The organism is Psychrobacter immobilis, assembly GCF_904846185.1.
Taxonomy (GTDB): Bacteria; Pseudomonadota; Gammaproteobacteria; order Pseudomonadales; family Moraxellaceae; genus Psychrobacter; species Psychrobacter immobilis_B.
Genome location: NZ_CAJGZQ010000005.1, coordinates 98,939 through 121,274, shown reverse-complemented (window position 1 = coordinate 121,274; position 22,336 = coordinate 98,939). Strand labels below are relative to the sequence as shown.

General features: G+C 43.3%; 17 protein-coding genes. 10 read left to right on the top strand and 7 right to left on the bottom strand.

From position 1 onward, the window contains the following. Positions 1 to 118: 118 nt before the first annotated feature. The 3 genes from purB to mnmA all read right to left on the bottom strand — a co-directional run bounded on the left by purB (position 119) and on the right by mnmA (position 4,793). Positions 119 to 1,510: an adenylosuccinate lyase gene (gene purB / locus JMW94_RS04110; RefSeq protein ID WP_201601562.1), complete on the bottom strand. Its 1,392-nt coding sequence runs from the start codon at positions 1,508 to 1,510 to the stop codon at positions 119 to 121. Between the two features lie 149 nt (positions 1,511 to 1,659). Next, entirely contained in the window at positions 1,660 to 3,513 is a 1,854-nt protein-coding gene (locus JMW94_RS04105; RefSeq protein ID WP_201601559.1) for a hypothetical protein, read from the bottom strand. Between the two features lie 53 nt (positions 3,514 to 3,566). Then, complete coding sequence (gene mnmA, locus JMW94_RS04100) at positions 3,567 to 4,793, bottom strand: tRNA 2-thiouridine(34) synthase MnmA (RefSeq protein ID WP_201601556.1); 1,227 nt, start codon at positions 4,791 to 4,793, stop codon at positions 3,567 to 3,569. Positions 4,794 to 5,053: 260 nt separating this feature from the next. Between mnmA and ispF the strand changes: the two genes are divergently transcribed. From ispF to JMW94_RS04070, 6 genes are all read left to right on the top strand, one after another. Continuing rightward, positions 5,054 to 5,557: a 2-C-methyl-D-erythritol 2,4-cyclodiphosphate synthase gene (gene ispF / locus JMW94_RS04095; RefSeq protein WP_045446213.1), complete on the top strand. Its 504-nt coding sequence runs from the start codon at positions 5,054 to 5,056 to the stop codon at positions 5,555 to 5,557. Positions 5,558 to 5,771: 214 nt separating this feature from the next. After that, positions 5,772 to 6,122 (top strand): Grx4 family monothiol glutaredoxin, encoded by a 351-nt coding sequence (gene grxD, locus JMW94_RS04090; RefSeq protein ID WP_045446215.1) that lies wholly within the window; start codon positions 5,772 to 5,774, stop codon positions 6,120 to 6,122. 217 nt (positions 6,123 to 6,339) lie between these two features. Next, a complete protein-coding gene (locus JMW94_RS04085) occupies positions 6,340 to 6,870 on the top strand; it encodes a hypothetical protein (RefSeq protein ID WP_201601553.1) in 531 nt (176 codons plus the stop codon). Between the two features lie 264 nt (positions 6,871 to 7,134). Next, positions 7,135 to 9,030 carry a tRNA uridine-5-carboxymethylaminomethyl(34) synthesis enzyme MnmG gene (mnmG, locus tag JMW94_RS04080; protein WP_201601549.1) on the top strand — a complete coding sequence of 632 codons (1,896 nt, stop codon included), beginning with the start codon at positions 7,135 to 7,137 and terminating at the stop codon, positions 9,028 to 9,030. Between the two features lie 216 nt (positions 9,031 to 9,246). Next, the gene (locus JMW94_RS04075; RefSeq protein ID WP_060490935.1) at positions 9,247 to 10,206 is read left to right on the top strand and encodes an AEC family transporter; all 960 of its coding nucleotides are present in this window, start codon (positions 9,247 to 9,249) and stop codon (positions 10,204 to 10,206) included. A 60-nt stretch (positions 10,207 to 10,266) separates the two neighbouring features. After that, positions 10,267 to 11,298, top strand: a complete 1,032-nt coding sequence (locus JMW94_RS04070) for an ornithine cyclodeaminase family protein (protein WP_201601546.1) — start codon at positions 10,267 to 10,269, stop codon at positions 11,296 to 11,298. A gap of 148 nt (positions 11,299 to 11,446) precedes the next feature. On the opposite strand, the gene JMW94_RS04065 is transcribed toward JMW94_RS04070, so the two are convergent. The 4 genes from JMW94_RS04065 to katG all read right to left on the bottom strand — a co-directional run bounded on the left by JMW94_RS04065 (position 11,447) and on the right by katG (position 16,378). Further along, entirely contained in the window at positions 11,447 to 11,617 is a 171-nt protein-coding gene (locus JMW94_RS04065; RefSeq protein ID WP_201601544.1) for a hypothetical protein, read from the bottom strand. Between the two features lie 48 nt (positions 11,618 to 11,665). Next, the gene (locus JMW94_RS04060; protein WP_193009175.1) at positions 11,666 to 12,667 is read right to left on the bottom strand and encodes an LLM class flavin-dependent oxidoreductase; all 1,002 of its coding nucleotides are present in this window, start codon (positions 12,665 to 12,667) and stop codon (positions 11,666 to 11,668) included. Positions 12,668 to 13,021: 354 nt separating this feature from the next. Then, entirely contained in the window at positions 13,022 to 13,951 is a 930-nt protein-coding gene (locus tag JMW94_RS04055) for a LysR substrate-binding domain-containing protein (protein WP_045446223.1), read from the bottom strand. Positions 13,952 to 14,200: 249 nt separating this feature from the next. After that, positions 14,201 to 16,378, bottom strand: a complete 2,178-nt coding sequence (gene katG, locus JMW94_RS04050) for a catalase/peroxidase HPI (RefSeq protein ID WP_201601759.1) — start codon at positions 16,376 to 16,378, stop codon at positions 14,201 to 14,203. A gap of 739 nt (positions 16,379 to 17,117) precedes the next feature. Between katG and JMW94_RS04045 the strand changes: the two genes are divergently transcribed. From JMW94_RS04045 to JMW94_RS04030, 4 genes are all read left to right on the top strand, one after another. Further along, entirely contained in the window at positions 17,118 to 19,019 is a 1,902-nt protein-coding gene (locus JMW94_RS04045; protein ID WP_201601541.1) for an AmpG family muropeptide MFS transporter, read from the top strand. Positions 19,020 to 19,070: 51 nt separating this feature from the next. Then, positions 19,071 to 19,982 carry a peptide chain release factor N(5)-glutamine methyltransferase gene (prmC, locus tag JMW94_RS04040; protein WP_201601538.1) on the top strand — a complete coding sequence of 304 codons (912 nt, stop codon included), beginning with the start codon at positions 19,071 to 19,073 and terminating at the stop codon, positions 19,980 to 19,982. Positions 19,983 to 20,017: 35 nt separating this feature from the next. Further along, positions 20,018 to 20,812 (top strand): HesA/MoeB/ThiF family protein, encoded by a 795-nt coding sequence (locus tag JMW94_RS04035; protein ID WP_201601535.1) that lies wholly within the window; start codon positions 20,018 to 20,020, stop codon positions 20,810 to 20,812. An 86-nt stretch (positions 20,813 to 20,898) separates the two neighbouring features. Next, a complete protein-coding gene (locus JMW94_RS04030) occupies positions 20,899 to 22,251 on the top strand; it encodes an ABC1 kinase family protein (protein ID WP_201601532.1) in 1,353 nt (450 codons plus the stop codon). The last annotated feature ends 85 nt before the right edge of the window (positions 22,252 to 22,336 follow it).

The following is a 22,336-nucleotide window of genomic DNA, read 5'->3' as shown; positions in this document are numbered from 1 at the left end:
CCATTAACTATGTGTTTTCAAAAAATCATAGTGTTTAGAGTAAGGTTTTTTTAAAAAGATATAAATGAATGCTCGTTTATATCTTTTTTGCATTTTATAAAGATAAGATTGTTACCAGTTAAATCTTAGCAATCCACTCTTTAATCGTGCGTGCTTGCTCCGCCGCATTACCGATATAAGTGGCTGGCGTCATCTCACGTAGGCGCGCTTTATCCGCATCACTAACGGCAGATAGCTCATCGCTTTCAACGAATGTCAGCATGGCTTCGCGAGTCATGGCATTGCCACGAGTCAGAGCTTTAAGCTTCTCGTATGGGTTCTCAACACGGTAGCGGCGCATGACGGTTTGAATCGGCTCTGCCAATACTTCTTGTGCATTATCCAAATCGTCGTTTAAGCGCTGGGCATTCAATTCAAGTTTGCTCACGCCTTTTAAACAAGCATCATAAGCAATCATACTTTGCGCCAGACCAACACCGATATTACGAAGTACGGTAGAGTCTGATAAATCACGCTGCATACGCGAAATTGGTAGCTTTTCACCCAAATGCGCCAGCATGGCATTAGCAACGCCCAAGTTACCTTCAGAGTTTTCAAAATCAATCGGGTTCACTTTATGCGGCATGGTAGAAGAACCAACTTCGCCATCTTTTAGGCGCTGTTTAAAATAGCCTAAGCTAATATATTGCCAAATATCACGGTTAAAATCGATTAGGATGGTATTAAAACGTTTGACGGCATCAAATAGCTCAGCGATATAATCATGTGGCTCAATTTGCGTGGTATAAGGGTTAAAAGTCAGCTCAAGGCTTTCATCAATGAAGCGTTCTGCATGAGTCTGCCAATCAACGTCAGGGTATGAGGCGTAATGAGCGTTATAGTTACCAACCGCGCCATTGATTTTACCTAATAGCTCTACTTGACCGACTTGCTTGATTTGACGGGCTAAGCGATAAGCGACGTTTGCCATTTCTTTACCAAGAGTCGTTGGGCTAGCGGTTTGGCCATGGGTACGTGACAACATCGGCTGGTCAGCATGAGCAATCGCTAAACCAACGATGCTATCAGTCAATTGCTGCATTTTCGCAACCACAATCTCGCGGCTGTCTTTTAGCATTAACGCATAAGACAAGTTGTTGATATCTTCACTGGTACACGCAAAATGAATAAATTCTAATGAATCTTCAAGTGATGCCTGACCACGGAACTTGTCTTTGATAAAGTACTCAACGGCTTTTACATCATGATTGGTCGTCGCTTCGATGTCTTTGATAGCTTGGGCATCTGCTTCACTAAAGTCATCAACGATACTGTTTAAAAAGGCATTGGTATCGGTATCAAATGCTGCCAATTCACCAATAGCGCTGTTATCAGCCAATGACTGTAACCAGCGAATCTCGACAGTGACGCGGGCTTTAATGAGACCAAATTCAGATAAATAAGGACGCAAGCTGTCAGCTTTGGAGGCGTAACGACCATCGATTGGGGAGAGTGCGGTAAGTAAGTTCATAATGATGCCTTTAAATTAAAAAAGTAAAAGTGATGAAAACTGTGAAATCACACAAATGAACACATCATATAAGACTGTGGTCAAAAAAATACGGGTAGTGTAGCAAATGTAGCCGTTGATAGAATCAAAATATGCATATAACGCTATTATTAAGGGATATCGGGTGTATTAGAATGTGTGGTGCCATACTTAGTATTAAAGTAAAAACTACGTTTTGTCCTTGGATCTAAAATTGAGGTTACCGTTTTAACAGTACCGTTATTGCCGATAGCGACGCTGTCTGCGGCATATTCGCTTGCTTGATGGACTGGATTCGCAAGTTTTGACGTCACTATTGCGCCATTCACATTTTTTTCTTGCAAGACATCTTGTAGAACAAAGTGATTGATACTAAGGTTGGCTCGATTGGTCGCAGTAATTTTGTAGGCAATACATTGTCCTGGAGTTACTTCAGATAGGGCGGCTTTACTATAGGCAAGCTTGTTTTCTAGATTTGGTAACAATGAGGCGATTTTGCAATCGTTAAGTGCTTGTTCTTTTTCAAGGACTAAAGCTGCGTTTTTATCAATCACTCTGCCAAAGTTATTATTTTCATAGTTATACTGGTTAGTAGTCAAGGAAATAACAGTTTTTTCATTAGTAGTACGAATGGGATAAGTGCTACCACTATTTTCTTCAATCAGGCAGACAGTACTTTTGCCAGTTAGAGAAGCGATAGGTATTTTAATCTCATATTTACCGACAATATTAGTAGGGATATTGATAGTTTCAAGAGGAGCATTGGTTGTACAGTCAACCAGCTTGACTGTGCTACCTGAAATACCACTTTCAGCAGAGTCAAAAGTACCATTAAAGAAGTTGGTATTGTTATATATACCGCTGTCTATCGTAGTGTTATCTTTTTTGACATTGATGTCGCTATCGTTTATACCGCCATTATCATTGAATACAGTGCCTGAAAAGACGTAATTGAACGGTTCACTTTCTACCCCAAAGCTGATCCATTCATTAAAAGTTTCACCGACTACGTTACGCGCAATGCCGATATTACCATTCATAATCCCTTCATAAGTCAAAGTCACGGCGTTCGCGTTTCTTACCGCGACAACATAATTGCTTTGACTGTTTTCAATGCCATAACTGACATAAGTACCGCCATTAGAAATAGCGGTATTAGGTGATAGTGCAGAATACGTGCTGCCATTATTGATACTTTTAATAATATTTTCAAAAGTTGGCGTCGGTGGTAAAACCCCGTTATTTGAGCTAAGGGCGACTCGATTGTTAGTTAAAGTAGGGCTATATGGATCTTGGCTACCAGTAGCACCCGCTAGATTAGTAATATTATAATAATATAAACCACTACCATTCATATTTGAGCTATCGGTACGCAGCTGCGGGTTGAACACAGCATTTTGTGAATTCAGCTGGGTACTATTGACTTTGCTGCCCATAAAGTAGTCGCCCATTGCATTATAGTAATAGGGGACATCTGGGTTGTTTTTGATAGTGGCTTGCGCAGGTAGACTAATTTGACTATTTTGGGTAAAACTTAACGTTTGACGTGCAATTTCTGAGTTACCACCCATTGAATAGCTGGCTTGACCAATCTTTATGGTATGTATAGAGGCGTTATCATTAGGCGTAATAGTAAAAGTGTACTTGAACTTATCTCTATCAATACTAGTATTAGAATCATTCCTGATCTCAATACCGTTGGTACGCGTACCACTAGATGGTGTTATCTCAGCATTACTGTTATAACCAATATTTTCATTGCGCACCAAAGTAAAACGACCTGTAGCACCAGAACCTGCTGCGATATAGGTGCCAGAAGCACTACCAGTCGAAGCATTAGAGCTGGTCACCGTAATACTACCCATCTCTGCTGGTGCTGACTGTGCACTAAATGACGCAGCAATGAAAGTAAGCGTAAGACCTCGCTTTACCCATATCGAACAAGAAAATGAGATATTCAGCAGGGCGAAAAGGCAAGCAGTCATTCAGTATCCTAAAAAAAGACAAATCATTGTATTAATTAATGTTAACTGAGATGTCAAATCCCGCAAGGCGCATCAATGGAGGCAATGACACCGCCGCCCAAACATACTTCATCGATATAAAACACCGCTGACTGACCTGGCGTCACTGCACGTTGCGGCGTATCAAATATCACTCGTACTTCTAAACCTTTATCATCAACAGCAAACACTCGGCACGCTTGGTCTGGCTGACGGTAGCGCGATTTTGCCATACAACGTAAGCCGTCTTCGCTAAATATATCTGCAGGCGGTAAACCATCGACCCAATCGAGCTTATAAGCTTGCAGCTCATTACTCAGCATCATGGGGTGCTCATGACCTTGTCCAACGATCAAACGGTTGTTGTCCAAGTCTTTTGCCAATACAAACCAAGGCTCTTCAGGACGGTCTTTGACACCGCCGATACCGATACCGCCACGCTGTCCTAAGGTGTAGTACATCAGGCCGTCATGTTGGCCGATCACGTGACCATCGTCAGTGACGATATCGCCTTTTTGAGCGGGCAAGTACTGTTGTAAAAAGTCTTTAAAGCGGCGTTCACCAATAAAGCAAATACCCGTTGAATCCTTTTTATTGGCAGTAATAAGATCATGTTCTTCAGCGATTTGACGAACCACTGGCTTTTCAAGCTCACCGATTGGGAATAGTGTCTTAGCGATTTTATCGCCGCCAACCGCATGTAAAAAGTAACTTTGGTCTTTATTGTTATCAAGCCCGCGTAATAGCTGCGCAACCTCAGTGCCATTAGCATTCGTATAGTTCATACTACGGCGCGTGTAGTGACCGGTGGCGATATAATCTGCGCCCAACGTCAAAGCATAGTCTAAAAATGCTTTGAACTTGATTTCTTTGTTGCACAAAATATCTGGGTTGGGCGTACGACCTGCTTTGTATTCGGCCAAAAAATGCTCAAAAACCCGATCCCAATATTCCATGGCAAAATTGGCCGTATGTAGCTTCATACCGATTTTGTCACATACCGCTTGTGCGTCCGCTAAATCATCCATTGCCGTACAGTATTCGGTGCCGTCATCTTCTTCCCAGTTTTTCATAAACAGACCTTCGACTTTAAAGCCTGCTTGTTGAAGTAAAACGGCTGATACAGAAGAATCAACGCCACCTGACATACCGACAATCACGTGCTTGGCGCTAGGATTTTCGATATCGGCAAGTGTTAATGGACGATGAGGCGTAAAAGACTCAGAAACGGCTATGCTTGAGGTATCTTGTATGGCTGACATAAAGCGGCTCAACTATTTGTACGTTCTCCAAAATAGATATTGACGCCAAAAATTATGCCATTGCTACAATAGGTAGTCTTAGCAGAACGACGTCAGCTTATCTTTTGGATCTGGTATTATGATAAAATAAACGTCATATTATACCAGTTAATTGAAACTGGTGGCGACCGATGGTGTCTAGGCATTGGTAAAATCGCTTTAGAAATTTAGATAGTGGTTTTGAATTATTTTAATCACGTTTCACTCATCTTGGAATAATAATGATAAAAATTGGTCAAGGTATCGACGTTCATGCTTTTCACAATAATGGTCAGCAGCAGCAATATGTGGTGCTAGCAGGTGTGCCTATTGAACACACGCACAGCTTGCTTGCACACTCTGATGGAGATGTGGTGCTGCATGCGCTTGCTGATGCACTGCTCGGCGCATTGGCGCTTGGCGATATTGGTCAGCATTTTCCTGATACAGATGCTGCCCATGCAGGGTTGGACTCGCGGGTGCTGCTACGTTATGTCTACAGTAAAGTGCAAGAGGCTGGTTATAGTCTAGGCAACGCTGATATCACTGTGATGTGTGAGCGTCCAAAGCTGGCACCGCACAGTCAAGCCATGCGTGATAATATTGCCAGTGATTTGCAGACGGCGGTCAATAATATCAGCGTTAAAGCCACTACCACTGAAAAGTTAGGCTTTACCGGTCGGCAAGAGGGCATTATGGCCAATGCCGTGGTATTATTAGTCCCTAATGTTGTCGAATCTAGATAGCTTGGATCGGGTGTCATCGCTGCTTGAGCACTCCGAGTCATATTGACTTGGTGAGTTGAGCGTAGATTTTATATATGCAGATTTTATATATAGTCTATAGAGTTGTACTTGTAATACCGTGGCGCTTGCCCCATGTATCAGCCATCTCTTTTCTCAATCATTTTGTAATATCAATCACTGTTTTCAATGAACCGCTTTATCAATAGGAGCTTTTATGAGTGAGCAAACCCCAAATACTGCTGCAAACGACGTTGAACAATTGATCCGTGATCAAATCCGTGACAATAAAGTTATTATTTATATGAAAGGAACGCCGCAATTTCCGCAGTGTGGCTTTTCTGCTAAATCGATTGAAGTGCTTACTCAAATCGGTCGTCCATTTGCGTTTGTAAATATTTTAGAAAACCCAGAAATCCGTGCGACGTTACCTAAAGTGGCTAATTGGCCGACTTTTCCACAGTTGTGGATTGACGGCGAATTGATGGGCGGATCAGACATTATTTTGCAAATGTATCAATCAGGCGAGCTTAAGCCATTGGTTGAAGCAAACAGCCCTGCTGCTTAATACTTGATAGTATGCTTTGGATGTCTTTGATATTCAAATAAACTTGATAAGATAAAGCACAGTAAACCCAAATGGTCAGTTAATGGCTATTTGGGTTTTTTAGTGTCTTTACGCTTTAGTGTTTTTAGGCTTCGTTGTTTTTATCGAATTTACCCCCATATAGTGTGCAAGATATCAGCGATATAAATAATAATTATCATACGAGTGAGAGAGCTTTATGAATAGTCAAGCAACGGAACAGCCGGACGTGCAAAAAGAAGCTGCTGAGCAAGCGGCAATCGAAAAACGCCGTGAGCATTTAAAAAATGAATCCACGCGCATCATTGAAATTGCTGGCAATGAGCCACATTCAGCGCTGAAATGTATTCATCAGCTTAGCGTGGCAGGCGGCGCAACAGAAGCCACTTATATTGCGATTGAGCAGCGTATCGTTGCGGATCAAGATTCTGCGGGCGCTTATCATTTGGCATTATTGGCACAGAATACGCCAGATTTACCCATCGATGCGCGTCAACTTATCGAGATGGTCGTTAATAAAGGTGATAACCACCAGCGTTTGGCATTGCTAAAAAACTTGCTGCTACCGCCAGTGGACATGATTAAAGAGCAAGTTCTGGCCAGTAATGATGGCGATGCCATTGGCTTGATGAATGCTTATTTGCAGATCAATCCAGAAGGTTATGGCAGTCAGCATATGCTGAGCAGTGGTCAATCAGATCAAATCGTACCGCTGAGCCCTGGTAACTAGGCGCTAGTTATTAAGTTACTAGTTATTAAGTTTAACAATGATGCTTAACACTTAATGTAAATAGTTTCTACTGCGGCGTTTTTTAAGCATCAAAAAATTGTTATAATGATGGGTTAACAATCCAATATCTAGCGGCTTTTCCAAGTCGTTAACTTTTTAAATCCGACAGACGTTTATTTGCTGATGACCATGCTATTTAGCCATAAAATTCTGGTAATAATAGTTTTTGGCTAAAAGCGGCGTTATGAGTCAAGTGAGGCGTATATGCAATACCCAAAAAATTACGACGTGGTAGTGATCGGTGGCGGTCATGCTGGCACAGAAGCTGCTTTGGCAGCCGCACGTATGGGCGCGCAGACCTTGCTGTTGACACATAATATTGAGACGCTTGGGCAAATGAGCTGTAATCCAGCAATTGGTGGTATCGGTAAATCACATCTGGTGCGTGAGATTGATGCGCTTGGCGGTGCAATGGCATTGGCAACGGATAAGTCAGGCATTCAGTTTCGTGTGCTTAACAGTCGTAAAGGTGCTGCCGTTCGAGCTACGCGTGCGCAAGCGGATCGCATTTTATATAAAGCCGCCATTCGCCATACGCTTGAGAATCAGCCAAATCTTGATATATTCCAACAAGCAGCTGATGATATCTTAGTCGAAAATGGTCGTGCGACGGCAGTGGTTACTGCAACGGGTATTATCTTTAATACGCAAACGGTGGTACTGACTTCAGGTACGTTTTTAGGCGGAGTTATTCATATTGGTCTCGAGAGCTCAAAAGGTGGTCGCGCAGGCGATCAACCTTCTATCAAGTTGGCAGATCGTTTGCGTGAGCTTAAGCTGCCAGTCGGGCGTTTGAAAACAGGCACGCCAGCGCGTATCGATGCGCGTAGCGTTGATTTTAGTGTGATGACCGTACAGCCGGGCGACACGCCGCTACCAGTGATGAGTTATATGGGTGATGTGTCTATGCATCCAGAGCAGGTCAATTGCTACATCACGCATACTAATGCGCGCACGCATGACATCATCCGTGAAAACTTAGACCGTTCTCCAATGTTCTCAGGCAAAATCGAAGGTGTGGGTCCACGTTATTGTCCGTCAATTGAAGACAAGATTCATCGTTTTGCGGATAAAGACAGCCATCAGATATTTATCGAGCCTGAAGGTCTGACGACACATGAGCTATATCCAAATGGTATCTCAACGAGTTTGCCGTTTGATGTGCAGTTAGAGTTTATTCATAGTATGAAAGGCTTAGAAAACGCGCACATTACTCGTCCCGGTTATGCGATTGAGTATGATTATTTCGATCCGCAAAACCTAAAGCCAACGCTTGAGACCAAATCTATCGATCGTCTTTACTTCGCTGGACAAATCAATGGTACAACTGGCTACGAAGAGGCTGGCGTACAGGGTTTGCTAGCAGGTACTAATGCGGCATTGGTCACGACTAATAATAGTGAGTTTGAAACGTGGACACCGCGCCGCGATGAAGCTTATCTTGGCGTGCTCGTTGACGATTTGATTACCCATGGTACGACTGAGCCATATCGTATGTTTACGAGCCGCGCAGAATATCGCTTGCTGTTACGTGAAGACAATGCCGATCAACGTCTAACTGAAACAGGTCGCAAGCTTGGTCTAGTAGATGATGTGCGCTGGCAAGCGTATCAAGAAAAAATGGAAGCGATTACGACAGAGACTTCACGCCTAAAAGATATGTGGGCAACCCCTGCTAACGCGCTAGGCAAAAAAGTCACAGAGCAAACGGGCGAGGTGCTGTCAAAAGAATCGACTGCTTTTGATTTGCTCAAGCGTCCGCAGATTCATTTTGCTGATATCGCTGCCATCACTGATTCGCAAGTCGATGCGCAAGTGGGTGAGCAGATAGAAATCTCTGTGAAGTACGCAGGCTATATTGACCGTCAGCAAGAAGACATTGATCAGATGAAGCGCCTAGAAAATACAGCGCTGCCACTGGACTTTGATTATAGCGTAGTATCAGGCTTATCAAATGAGATTGTACAGAAATTGACGCAAATACGTCCTGCGACGCTCGCCCAAGCGGGACGCGTGAGCGGTGTGACGCCTGCTGCCATTCAATTATTAGCTATGACGGTGAAAAAACAGAAAAAAGCAAAAGCCGCGTTAGATTCATAATAGTAGTATAAGTACTATAACAAAAGCCCATAACGGTATATCGTTATGGGCTTTTGTTTATTAAAAATACAGCCGCTGTTAAAAGAAAATAGAGCAGGCGCTTGTTTTACTTGCTATTTTGTCTCTATACTAGGCTAGAAAACTTAATGATTACTTGTTAATTTATCTCGCTGATGTCCATATCATGATGGGCTTGTCAACGAACTGAGCCTATTTATGATTGATGCTATTGTCTTTGCTATTACCATTGTCTTGCCCAACCTTGCCTTAATGTGGTTGGGTTTTTTTATGCAGAGACGCGGTGAGGCGAGCCAGACTTTTATTGATCAAGCATCGAGCTTTGTCTTTAATTACTGTTTACCCTGTTTGCTTTTTTTTAGCGTCGTTGATAGTGATGTCGATTACAGCAAACAAATCACGCTGATAGTGGCTGGTATTCTGGTGACATTCATCTTGTTTATAGGTGCAGAGATTTACGCCAAATATTTTGTGAGCAAACCGGCTGATCAAGGGGTGTTTGTACAAGGGATATTTCGGAGTAATATGGCTATTATTGGACTGGCAACGGTTGCTAATGCCTACGGAGAACGTGGCTTAAGCATCGGCGCTGTCTATATGGGTGTGGTGACAATACTGTTTAATATCTTAGCGGTTATCACTCTCAGCCGTGTGTCCAAAAGTGTGGATGATACTTGGCTCAGTCGCAGTACCATGATTATCAAAAAACTATTTACCAACCCACTGATTATCGCATTGGTAGCAGCATTTGCTTATAAGGCGTCACCGCTGCCGCCTATTACAGGTGTGATTCATACGACTGGCGATTTACTGGCCGCAGTGGCATTGCCCTTAGCATTGATTTGCGCCGGTGCCAGTATTGATTTGAAGTCGATGTTGCACCCTTCAGGGCTGTCCATGCAGGCGAGTATCGGACGTATTATTGTTGCTCCATTGATTGCCATCGCTATTGGATTGGGATTTGGTCTATCAGGTGTGCATATGGGTGTGTTGTTTTTGATGGTAGCCTCGCCAACAGCCGCCGCCAGCTATGTAATGGCAAAAGCCATGGGTGGCAATGATGTGTTAGCTGCTAATATTTTGGCTTTTACCACCGTGGTAGGTATGTTTGGAATGGCGATTGGTGCGGCAATATTACGCGGGTTAGGATTAATGTAGTAGCCGTTTGGCGTGATAAAACATGTTCTCATAATAAATCTATAAATAGGAGTACTCAAATTGCAATTACTAAACCAAGCAATCGTGACCGAACATCTCAATATGCAATCTGCCATTGGGGCGATAGAAGCATTGTTACATCAACAGGCAGCGCACCCCAATTGGATCAAAGCGCCTGAACGTTTGGTCATTGAAACTTTTAGTGAAGATGACACTCATCGCTCAGGTTCGCATTTATCAATGCCTGCGACGATTTATGATGGTAAAAACGAGTATACAGCCGTAAAATTGGTCACCATTTGTCCTGATAATCCGAGCCGAAATTTACCAACCACAACGGCGATTATTACCGTGTCAAACAATGATACTGGTGAGATATTGGCAATTATGGATGGGGTTTATATTACCCAATTGCGTACGGCGGCATTGTCAGGCATTGCGACCAAATATATGGCAAGCGCTGACTGTCAAAGTGTGGCGGTGGTCGGTTGTGGTGGCATGGCTTATGAGCAATTACATGCGGTAATGACAGTACGTCCTGAGATTAAAACAGTATATTTATGGAATAGAAGCAGGGAAGGCGCTGAGATTTTCAAAGTGAAATTTACTCGTGATTATCCGCAATGGGACGTTACTATAACGGTTTGCGAAAATATCAATGATGCTATCCGTGATGCAGATGTTATCAATGTCGCAACCCGCGCAACAGAAGGTTTGTTTGATCTCAACCATATTAAATCTGATGCACACATCAACGCAGTCGGCGCCTATCAGCCTTCAATGAAAGAGATAAGCAATGATGTCATTGCAAACAGTCGCATGGTCGTTGTCGATGATTTGGTTGGCAGTCGTCATGAAGCGGGCGATTTAATCCAAGCTCACGATAGTGTCGATTGTGCATGGACATGGGACGACCTCAGTGGTGACTTACAAGCGCTAGTAACAGGGGCGCTACAAGAAAAAACCGCTAAGTCTAGTCATGGTGTTACGTTATTTAAATCGGTTGGTGCAGCCAGTTTTGATGCAGCAGTCGCTCTATATGTCGCACAACAAGCCGCACAAAAAAATCTTGGCTCGTCAGTTGAATGGTAAGGCCATCTAAGTGACAGTACGTAAAGATTGCTGTGTTTTTCTTATGTAGTAAGCCAAAAAAAGCCCTCTTTCTAAATAAGAAAAGAGGGCTTTTTACATTGCTTTAAACGTTAAATTAATACGCCCCAGCATATTTCGAGAGCGGTTATTAATTTGGATTGTCTTTATTACGTTTGTCTTCGCGCCGCTGCTTACGTTTTGGACTGGTGCGATAGGTCAAATAACCACCGACAGCCATCACCGTCAGAAAGGCAACAATGTACATAAATATTGATGAGCCGATAAGCAGTGAGGCACCGATAATAGGAGTTGCATCCATGTCAAACATCCAGCTAAGGTTTATCAATAATTATGCAAGTGTCTGATTTCATTGTAAAGTAAATAAATTTAACTCAGGTGTAAGTTCCAGTGAACGCATGCGCGCTGCCTGATCGTAAACGTTAGCTGTCACAATCAGCTCGTCTGGCTCATACTGAGCAAGGAATGCCGCCAGTCTCGGTTTGACAGTTTCTACAGAGCCGATGAATGACACTGACAATGCGCTATCTACCATCATTTTTTCAGCAGGGCTCCAGATACTGTCCATATCGTGAGTAGGTTTCGGCATTTGACCTGTCTCACCACGGCGCAAGCGTACGAAGCTTTGCTGCGCAGAGGTAAAATGATACTGTGCAGTAGCATCGTCATCGGCGAGTAATAAATTGGCGGCCAGCATGACATAAGGCTTGTCCAAATAGGCTGATGGTCTGAACTGTTCTCGATAAGCTGTAATCGCTTGCCCAAGCATTTGCGGTGCAAAGTGTGAGGCAAACACATAAGGAAGTCCCAAATGCGCCGCTAACGTAGCCCCAAAAAGAGAAGAGCCTAATATCCAGATAGGAACGTTTGACTTTGCCCCAGGAAATGCCTGTACTGGGCTATTATCTGTACCGTTCCCTAAAAAGTACATCAATTCTTGGACGTCTTGCGGAAAGCGATCAGCATCTTGCATCTGACGGCGTAGTGCCTGAAAGGTTGCGCCATCAGTACCTGGCGCACGACCCAGCCCTAAATCTACGCGATCACCATATAATGCCTGCAAAGTGCCGAATTGCTCAGCGATGACGAGCGGTGCATGGTTCGGAAGCATCACACCACCAGCACCAATACGTATATGCTTGGTTTGGCTGCCGATATGCGCTAGTAGTACTGACGTCGCTGCACTGGCGATGCCCGGCATATTGTGATGCTCTGCCATCCAATAACGGTTTAAGCCAACTTTTTCTGCTTGCTGTGCTGTTTCAACCGTTTGGGCAATGCCCTCAGCGATGGTTTTACCTTCAGGCACGGGTGCTAGGTCTAAAAAGGATAAGGGAATAGCGTTACTCATAAATCACCTGTTTTTATGATGCCGCCTTTCAGCGACATGGTTATATGGTTATATTGGTATTTGATTCTAGTTATGAAAGAGACTAGCGACAGCAATGATAAACCAGCACCTCAAGAATTTAGTGCTAATTTAATATTGTTGTAACTATTCGCTCAATAGTTCATATAATGGGGCGGTTCTATTGAATATAAAGGTCAGAAATTAAGACGATAACAAATCTTAATAATGGGGTAGAGTTATAAGAATCACATGCGCGGCAGTCGATTTTGAGTAGAAATGAGAATAGAAAATGGCATCATTATCTGTTGATAACGATGCCATTGACGTTTAGTAAAAATATGAATGAATGGTTCTTTACTGGCTAAATTGTTTTTGACACAGTTCCATAAATGCTCGACCATACTGACGAATTTCTGCATCATCACGTACCGCCATCCAACTGGTAAAGCGCCCAAAGTGATCCACTGGTATCGCAGTTAAATTTTGATAGTGACTCGGTTCAAACGCCATCTCCGCGATAATGCCGATACCCAAGCCCAGACCTACGTAAGTACTGATTACATCAGCATCGAGTGCTGCTAGCACGATATCTGGTTCCAATCCTGCTTCTTCAAAAGTTTTGTCAATCGCACCGCGCCCCGTAAAGCCACCGTGATAGGTCACAATCGGATAGCTGGCGAGGGTCGGCAAATCCACAGACTCGTGATTGGCCAGTTCGTGATCGCTTGGCACAATGACGCGATGCGTCCAGTCATAATAGCGATAGCAGCGTAAATAATTGTTATGAAGTAAAGACTCGGTTGCAATGCCAATATCTGCCTGCCCGCGAATGACCATCTGCGCGATGGTCTCTGGATCTGCTTGTTGTAGTATTAGGTTGACTTTGGGGAAACGCTCTTTAAACTCTTTGACGACTTGCGGCAATACATATCGCGCTTGCGTGTGAGTGGTGGCAATCGTCAGCGTGCCAATATTCGGATTATTAAAATCGAGACTTAGGTTTTCAATCGTACGGATCTCGGCGAAGATAGATTCGATATGCGGCATTAGTGCTGTGCCCATGGTCGTAAGACCCGTTAGGCGTTTGCCTTGACGGACGAATACTTCCGTTTTGAGCTGATTTTCAAGTGCCGCAATATGTTTTGACAGACTTGATTGGCTAGTGTGCAGTACGGTTGCTGCCTGACTTAAGTTATAGCCATTAATCACCGTATGCCATACTGTCTCCAACTGCTTGAGCTGAATCTGTAAATGCCGCTGATTGACCACTACGTCGATTGCCATAACTAAATCCTATTGTATAAATATACAAACCCTGTCTGTATACAAAAGTGAAAATGTACAAATATGCAGTAAGCAGGTAGTGTAAAACAAAGCGTTTATTCTTGTATATACTTAATAGTTATCTATTTATGTTTATTTGGAATATAGGATAAGTCGTTTGTCCGTTGCTAGAAGTAAACCATTACAATAAAAAAGCCCTCGATTAAAGAGGGCTTTTTTAAGATAAAGGCGTATCTATTTCAGTGGGTTTTAGCGAAAACGATCCGCATTCATCACTTTATTCCAAGCCTTTACAAAGTCATGAACGAATTTTTCTAGGTTATCGTCCTGTGCGTAGAGCTCAGCGTAAGCGCGTAGTATGGAGTTTGAGCCAAACACTAGGTCTACGCGGCTGGCTTGCCATTTTACATTGCCAGTAGTACGCTCACGCACTTCATAGAGGGCAGGGGCGTCATTATTGTCTGTCTTAACGGGATGCCAAGAATATCTCATGTCTGTCAAGTTCACAAAGAAGTCATTGCTAAGTGTCCCAGCACGCTCAGTAAAGACGCCTTGTTGGCTCTGAGCGTAGTTGGTATCCAAGACACGCATACCACCGATTAAAACGACCATTTCGGGTGCAGTCAAGCCCATCAGCTGAGTACGATCTAATAGCATCTCCTCAGGTGATATGGCATAGCTGCCTTTGATCCAATTACGGTAGCCATCATGTCGTGGCTCTAAATCAGAGAAGCTCTCTGTTTCAGTCATCTCATCGCTCGCATCGCCACGACCCGCATCGAATGGCACTTCAATTTGAACACCTGCATTAGCTGCTGCTTTTTCAATGGCGGTGTTACCAGCGAGTACCACTAAATCTGCGATGCTGACGTCTTTATCAAAGTTCGTTTGGATGGCAGTGAGCGCCTCAAGTACGCGAGCCAATTGCTCAGGCTCATTACCTAGCCAGTCTTTTTGCGGGGCTAAACGAATGCGTGCACCATTGGCACCGCCGCGATAGTCTGAGGCGCGGAATGTACGAGCGCTATCCCAAGCGGTAATAATAAATTCGCGATGGTCGATACCACTGCCTAGTATCTGTGCTTTTAAGATTGCAATATCATCAGCGCTCAGATCAACATTGCCTTGTGGAATTGGATCCTGCCAAGTGAAGTCCTCGCTTGGCACATCCGCCCCTAAATAGCGAGATTTTGGCCCCAAATCACGATGGGTAAGCTTAAACCAAGCTTTTGCAAATACTTCATCGAAATATTCTGGATTTTGATGAAAGTTCTCTGAAATTTTACGATAAGCAGGGTCTTTAATCATTGCCATATCAGCATCGGTCATGATTGGGTTGCGGCGTACACTTGGATCATGTGCATCTAAAGGACGATCCTCTTCCTTGATATCGATAAGTTCCCACTGCCAAGCACCAGCAGGACTCTTAGTCAGTGCCCACTCATGATTTAGCAATAACTCGAAATATTCATAATCCCATTGGGTTGGATGCGTGGTCCATGCACCTTCGATACCACTTGAGATGGTGTCGCCAGCATTACCTGTACCTTTAGGGTTGCGCCAACCTAGACCTTGCTCTTTGATATCAGCAGCTTCTGGCTCATCTTCTAATAAGGTAGCGTCACCATTACCATGACATTTACCAACCGTGTGACCACCAGCAGTCAAGGCGACCGTTTCTTCATCATTCATTGACATACGCGCAAAAGTAGTACGAATATCTTGTGCTGTTTTGATTGGATCAGGGTTGCCATCGACACCTTCAGGGTTGACATAAATCAAGCCCATTTGTACCGCTGCTAAAGGGTTCTCTAGTGATTCACGCTGATTATTATCTTCATAACGATTTTTGGTAGCAGCAAGCCATTCACGTTCGGAACCCCAATAGATATCCTTTTCTGGATGCCAAATATCGGTACGTCCACCAGCGAAACCTAACGTCTTAAAGCCCATAGATTCATAGGCCATATTACCCGCTAGTATCATCAAATCTGCCCAAGAAAGTTTGTTACCATATTTTTTCTTGATTGGCCATAATAGACGACGTGCTTTGTCCAAATTGACATTGTCCGGCCAACTGTTTAATGGCGCAAAGCGTTGATTACCAGTGTTAGAACCACCGCGGCCGTCGGAGCGTCGATAAGTACCGGCAGAATGCCAAGCCATACGAATCATCAACCCACCATAATGACCCCAATCTGCTGGCCACCATGCTTGTGACTCAGTCATTAGATTTTTTAAATCTTGCTTGACGGCTTCTAAATCTAATTGCTTAAAGGCTTCTGCGTAATCAAAGTCAGGAGCCATTGGATTGGTTTTGTGATCCTGCTGATGCAAGATATCTAAATTTAAGCTATTCGGCCACCAATCGGTTGCTGCCGAGGCGTTCGTAGTATGTGCTTGGTGCATGACAGGACAGCCACCCATGCTTGGACGTTGTGGCTCGTGCGAAGTATCTACATTTTCACTATGAATGGTTGGTCCATGACCATCTCCTTTATCATAAGTGGTGTTACTTGCAGCATCTGATGTTGAGTTTGAGTTAGTCATCATGTGGCTCCTAGGCAGTAATCAGATAAATGGCAATCGAGGGTGTTATTTACTATTGTTTGCAAAAATTATTTGTCATCTCTAGCATATAGAATAATGATTGATTTAGGGAGGCGATTTATATAAACGCATTGTTTTGTAAAATAAATGATATATCTAATAAAATAATATTTTTTAAATATATAAAAGTAAGAATGTAGCAAGAAGTTTTGGTTATTAAAGCATTAATTATTAATGACTTATCAGGATAATGATTGGCTAATCACAAGAGAAAGGGGTTTGTATAAAATGGTTATGATGCAAAATGCGAGATTTTCCTTATTTTTATACCCATTCTTAATATGAAAGTAAACCCTAGTCTATAAGTTAGGTTTTATTCACCAGTAGAAAGAAAGGTTAATGCAAAAATATCGTTAGAATGTCTAGTCAAGGTCAGCGTTCTCAAGTACCATAATTCAATTTTGTTGTAATGGCTGTATTTGTGCAACGTTAAGCAATTTTTATCGATCCCGTTTATCAGTGCTATTTATCAGTGTCAGTTACCGATAGATGATACTAATGATTGATAAAAATTGTGCGCGGTTGTGTTCTTTTTCTTAAGTGCTAGTGAGCGATTATGTCTGCTGTCAAATCTGTGCCACCCAATCAATCAGCTGTCAAAAAATCATGGGGAGAGGCTGCAAAGGCTTATTTAGACCCTCGTGTCATTATCATGTTGTTTTTGGGCTTTTCAGCGGGTATTCCTATACTGCTTATTTTTTCAAGTTTATCACTTTGGCTTAGAGAGGCAGGCATTGATCGTAGTGTTGTGACCATGTTTAGTTGGGCGGCACTGGGTTATTCGTTTAAATTTATTTGGGCGCCATTAATAGATGCGCTTCCTGTGCCATTTTTGACCAAATGGTTGGGTCGTCGTCGCAGTTGGATGGTGGTATCACAGCTGCTTATCATATTGGCTATCTTTTTGATGGCAAATGTTAATCCAGTTAGTGAAGACGTTTTAGTCTACATGGCAGGCGCTGCGGTTTTGCTTGGCTTTTCTTCTGCCACCCAAGATATCGTGATTGATGCTTACCGCATCGAGCTTGCGCCGCCATCGATGCAGTCCATTCTATCCTCTATTTATGTGTCGGGTTATCGTATCGGCATGATCGTTGCGGGGGCAGGCGCGTTATATTTGGCAGATTTTTTTGGCTCGAATGAGACTTTTTATAGTTATGAGGCATGGCGAAATACTTACTACATTATGGCAGGTGTCATGACATTAGGGGTATTAACCACGTTTGCCAGCTATGAGCCAACGGCTGAAACGTTGCAAAGTAAAAAGCAAAAGGGCAATTTGAAAGTATTTCTTATTTATTCTGCTTTATTACTTATCCCAGGTCTGATTTTTGGCGTTATCTATCTGATCAATATTTTGATTAATACAGTATTTGATAGCACATTGGCAATGGTACCGTTAATGGTCATGCCAGCGATTAAGTTTTACTTTTTGGCACTGGTCGCTTGTGCTCCTTTACTGCTGTTGTACTTCATTATCAATCAACCAAAAATTATCAATAAAGCGCCATTGGTTGCCGAAACTCGCGAAGACTACGTGAGATTGGTGGCGCTATTTGTATTTTCTGTGGTCGCTTTTATCGCCGCTTATATATTGATGGGACCAGTACTGCCAGAGTTTGAAGGAGCATTCTCCAGCTTCTTTGTTGAAACATTGCATCTGCTGATAAGCTTGAGTGTAGCGATAGTAGCAGGTTATGCATTGGTACAAGTGGGGTTGGTGAAAAAAGAAGTAGCCATGGCCACTTGGGTCGAGCCGATCTTAGACTTTTTTAGACGCTATGGCAAAAAGGCATTTTTATTATTGGCACTAATTGGTCTATATCGAATTTCAGACATTGTGGCAGGCGTGATTTCCAACGTTTTTTATCAAGACATGGGCTTTAGTAAAACAGATATTGCCAATGCAGTGAAACTCGTCGGCGTGATTATGGCGATTGCAGGTGGGTTCTTAGGTGGGCTATTGGCACAGCGTTTCCGTATGATGCATGCCATGATGATTGGGGCAATTCTTGCGTGTGCGACCAATTTGTTATTTGTGCTACTAACTTATAACCCAGGCAGTTTGCCGTTTATGTATGTTGCGGTCATATTTGATAACTTAGCAGCAGGGCTTGCTAGTGCAGTGTTTATTGCTTTTTTATCAGCGTTGACCTCCATTCGTTTTACAGCAGTTCAGTACGCTATTTTCTCATCACTTATGACGTTGATTCCTAAAGTCATGGGCGGATATTCCGGTGCTATCGTTGATAATATGGGCTATCCATTCTTCTTTATCTTTACCTTTGCGATAGGTATTCCGATTCTGGCGTTGATTTACTTTGTCGATAAGCATATCGTCATTGGTGATAACGATGATATTTATGGCGATGACAATAATGATGGAAGCAGTGATAAGTTGGCCAAGGCGAATCCAAACCTGACCGACACCAAAGAGCCACCACGCGCGTCAGAGTAGGCTAAGCAGTATTTTATTCTCATTGATTCATCATATTTTTAAGAGTTACTTATGACAGCATCGACTATTCGTCAAATAAAGCAGCACATTCAGCAATTGACGAATGAGACTGCAAATAGCAAGCTACCGTCATTTTGGCTAACAGATTGGCTGTTGTATGTCGTTGATAAGCCTGCGATAGCGCTAATCACAGATGAAGGTTACCAGCTAACAGACATTGAATTTGAGCAATTCAATGCAGGTGTAACAAGGATGCAGCAAGGAATGCCACTTGCGTATTTGACGGGTCAGCAAGAATTTTGGTCGTTAAAATTTAGGGTCAATGAGTACACTTTAATTCCGCGACCTGATACTGAGATACTGATTGAGCAAGTATTAACTTGGATAAAATCTCAGCCAAACAGTGTCAGCAGCCCAAAACGGTTATTGGATTTAGGGACGGGTTCAGGTTGTATTGCGATTAGTCTTGCACATGAGTTAAATACGCAGCGTTCAGACAGTAAGGTCGAAAGCTGGCAAGTCGTTGCGGTGGATATGTCGCCAGAAGCGCTCAAGGTTGCTCAGCACAATGCAGCTATCAATGATGTTGCTGATATTGAGTTTATACAAGGCAGTTGGTATGACGAGCTGCCCAGTCATGGCGAGCTATTATTTGATGTGATTGTGTCTAACCCTCCTTATATCGATGAGGAAGATGAGCATTTGGCACGCCTTGTAGCCGAACCTATTAGTGCCTTAAGTGCCCGCAATCATGGGCTTGCTGATATAGAGCATATCGTAGGACAGTCACCGAAATACTTGCGTGTCGGTGGGCTACTCGCTATCGAACATGGTTTTGACCAAGGTGATGCCGTTCGCAAGTTGTTTGTAGACAGTGACTTTGAATCTGTGCGTACAGTACAAGATTATGGTGGTAATGATCGTGTTACGCTTGGTCAAATTAAGTCATCAGATTTTTGTTAGTAGACTTCTTTAATAATAGGTTATTGGTAATAAATATGGCGCACACATCAGATGAAGGGCGGTTGTTGGATGAAGAGCTGCTGCGTTATGCAAGGCAGATATTATTAGACGGTTGGGATATTGACGCTCAATTACGCTTAAAGTCAGCTCGTGTGGTCATGATAGGGGCAGGCGGGCTTGGTTGTCCTGCTTCTGAGACGCTGGTGCGTGCAGGACTTGGGCACATTCATCTGATAGATGATGACATCATTGAAGCCAGTAACTTGCAGCGCCAAACGCTGTTTTTACCTGAGGATATCGGTAAACCTAAGGCGCTAACAGCGGCGCACATGTTAGAGCGTATTAATCCTTTAATTACCGCGAGCGGTACAGTTGCAAGATTAAGCGAAGACAATGCTTATGAATTGCTCGATATGGCGACAGGCAAGCCTGACTTGCTTTTAGATTGCACCGACAATTTTGCTACGCGTGATGTCATCAATCGTATTAGCGTGCGCTATAAAATCCCGCTATTATCTGCCTCAGCGATTGCGATGCAAGGTCAGTTGGCGCTATTTGAGCCGCAACTAAACACTGGTTGTTATCACTGCGTGTTTGGTTCGGTAGTACTTGATGCGGCGGCTGATGAGCGTACGTGTGCCAACTCAGGTGTGCTAGCGAGTACCACTGCTATCATGGGTAATTTGCAAGCGAATGCTGCCCTGCAGTATTTGGGATTAACCAAAAATCCACTGACAAATAAGCTATTAATATGGGATGGTAGCCAGATGCAACAACGGCTGATGGGCTATCGCCAAGATGCTGCGTGTCCTGTCTGTAGTAGTCACTAGTTATTGTTTATTAGTGGCTGTGTAACTTGTCATTACTTGTAATCACCTATTCTCAAAACCCTTTCTTATGACCATAGTTGTTTTTTATGAAAATTCATCGTCCGCATTTATTAAAGCATACCTTCAATGTCATGAACCGTGTTCGCCAAACAGCCAGCGTGGCAGGTTTATCTGCGCTGAGAGTGGCAAAAGGTGAAAAGCCTGATGCCACATTATTAAAAGAAACGTTTGAGCAGTTGGGCACGACTTATATCAAGATTGGTCAGTTTATCGCCAGTACGCCGTCACTGTTTCCACGCGAATATGTAAAAGCTTTTCAGAGCTGTTTGGATCAGACCACACCACTGTCTTATGCCTATATCGAGCAGGTATTGAAAGAAGAGTTGGCGGTTGATGGCATGACGCTCGCTGATAAGTTCGCCCATATCGACTCAAAGCCACTAGCATCAGCTTCTATTGCGCAAGTTCATGCGGCACGGTTGCATAATGGCGATGAAGTCGTATTAAAAGTACAAAAGCCTGACGTCGAGACTATTATGCAAACGGATTTGGGCGTATTGCATGGGGTGACTAAGTTACTTGAGATTCTGATGCCGTCGATGAAGTTTGCCAGTATTGCGCCGATTATCGATGAGATTCGCCTGCGTATGCTTGCCGAGACTGACTTTATCGCTGAGGCACAAAACATCCGCGATTTTCAGCAGTTCTTAGCCGTATCAGGCAATACACGCGTGGTAGCACCCAAAGTATATGAAGAGCTGACGACCAAGCGTGTACTAACCATGAGCCGCTTGTACGGCGTATCTATGGTCGATGAGTCGCTCATGCGTCAGTATTGTGCTGATCCTGCGCAAGTCATGGCGGATACCTTGAATACGTGGTTTGCCAGTCTCATGCTGTGCAACAGTTTTCATGCTGACCTGCATGCGGGCAATTTGATGCTATTAACCGATGGTCGTATTGGCTTTTTGGATTTTGGTATTGTCGGTAAGCTAAAAGCTGAGAGTTGGCGTGCGTGCATGGGTATGATGCAAGCCATGCAGGACAGTGACTATCAAGCGATGGCGCGCCATATGATTGATATGGAAATGACCCATGGTGGCAATAAAGTCGATGTAGTGGCATTGGGTAATGATTTGCAGCGTATGATGAAGACTATTATGGCGGAGGACAAATCCTTTACCAGTGGTGTGCCTTTTAATAGTAAAGAACAAGCCGATGAGCTAAATAAAATGATGCTTGAGATTGTAGAAGTCGGTAAGCGCCATGGTATTCATTTCCCACGTGACTTTGCTTTATTGACCAAACAGATGCTCTATTTTGACCGTTTTATGCGTACGCTGGCACCTGATATGGATATGTTTAGTGATCAACGCGTACAAATGCTAGGACACACAGAAACAGATGTGACCATGTCACCAACAGTAAACGTATCGTAGTTTTCGCTTGTATGTTTGATTATTAATCTGCCGCTGCTCTTGAATGCTCTAACACAAAGGATTGTGTGCTAATTGCCGCAAAAAT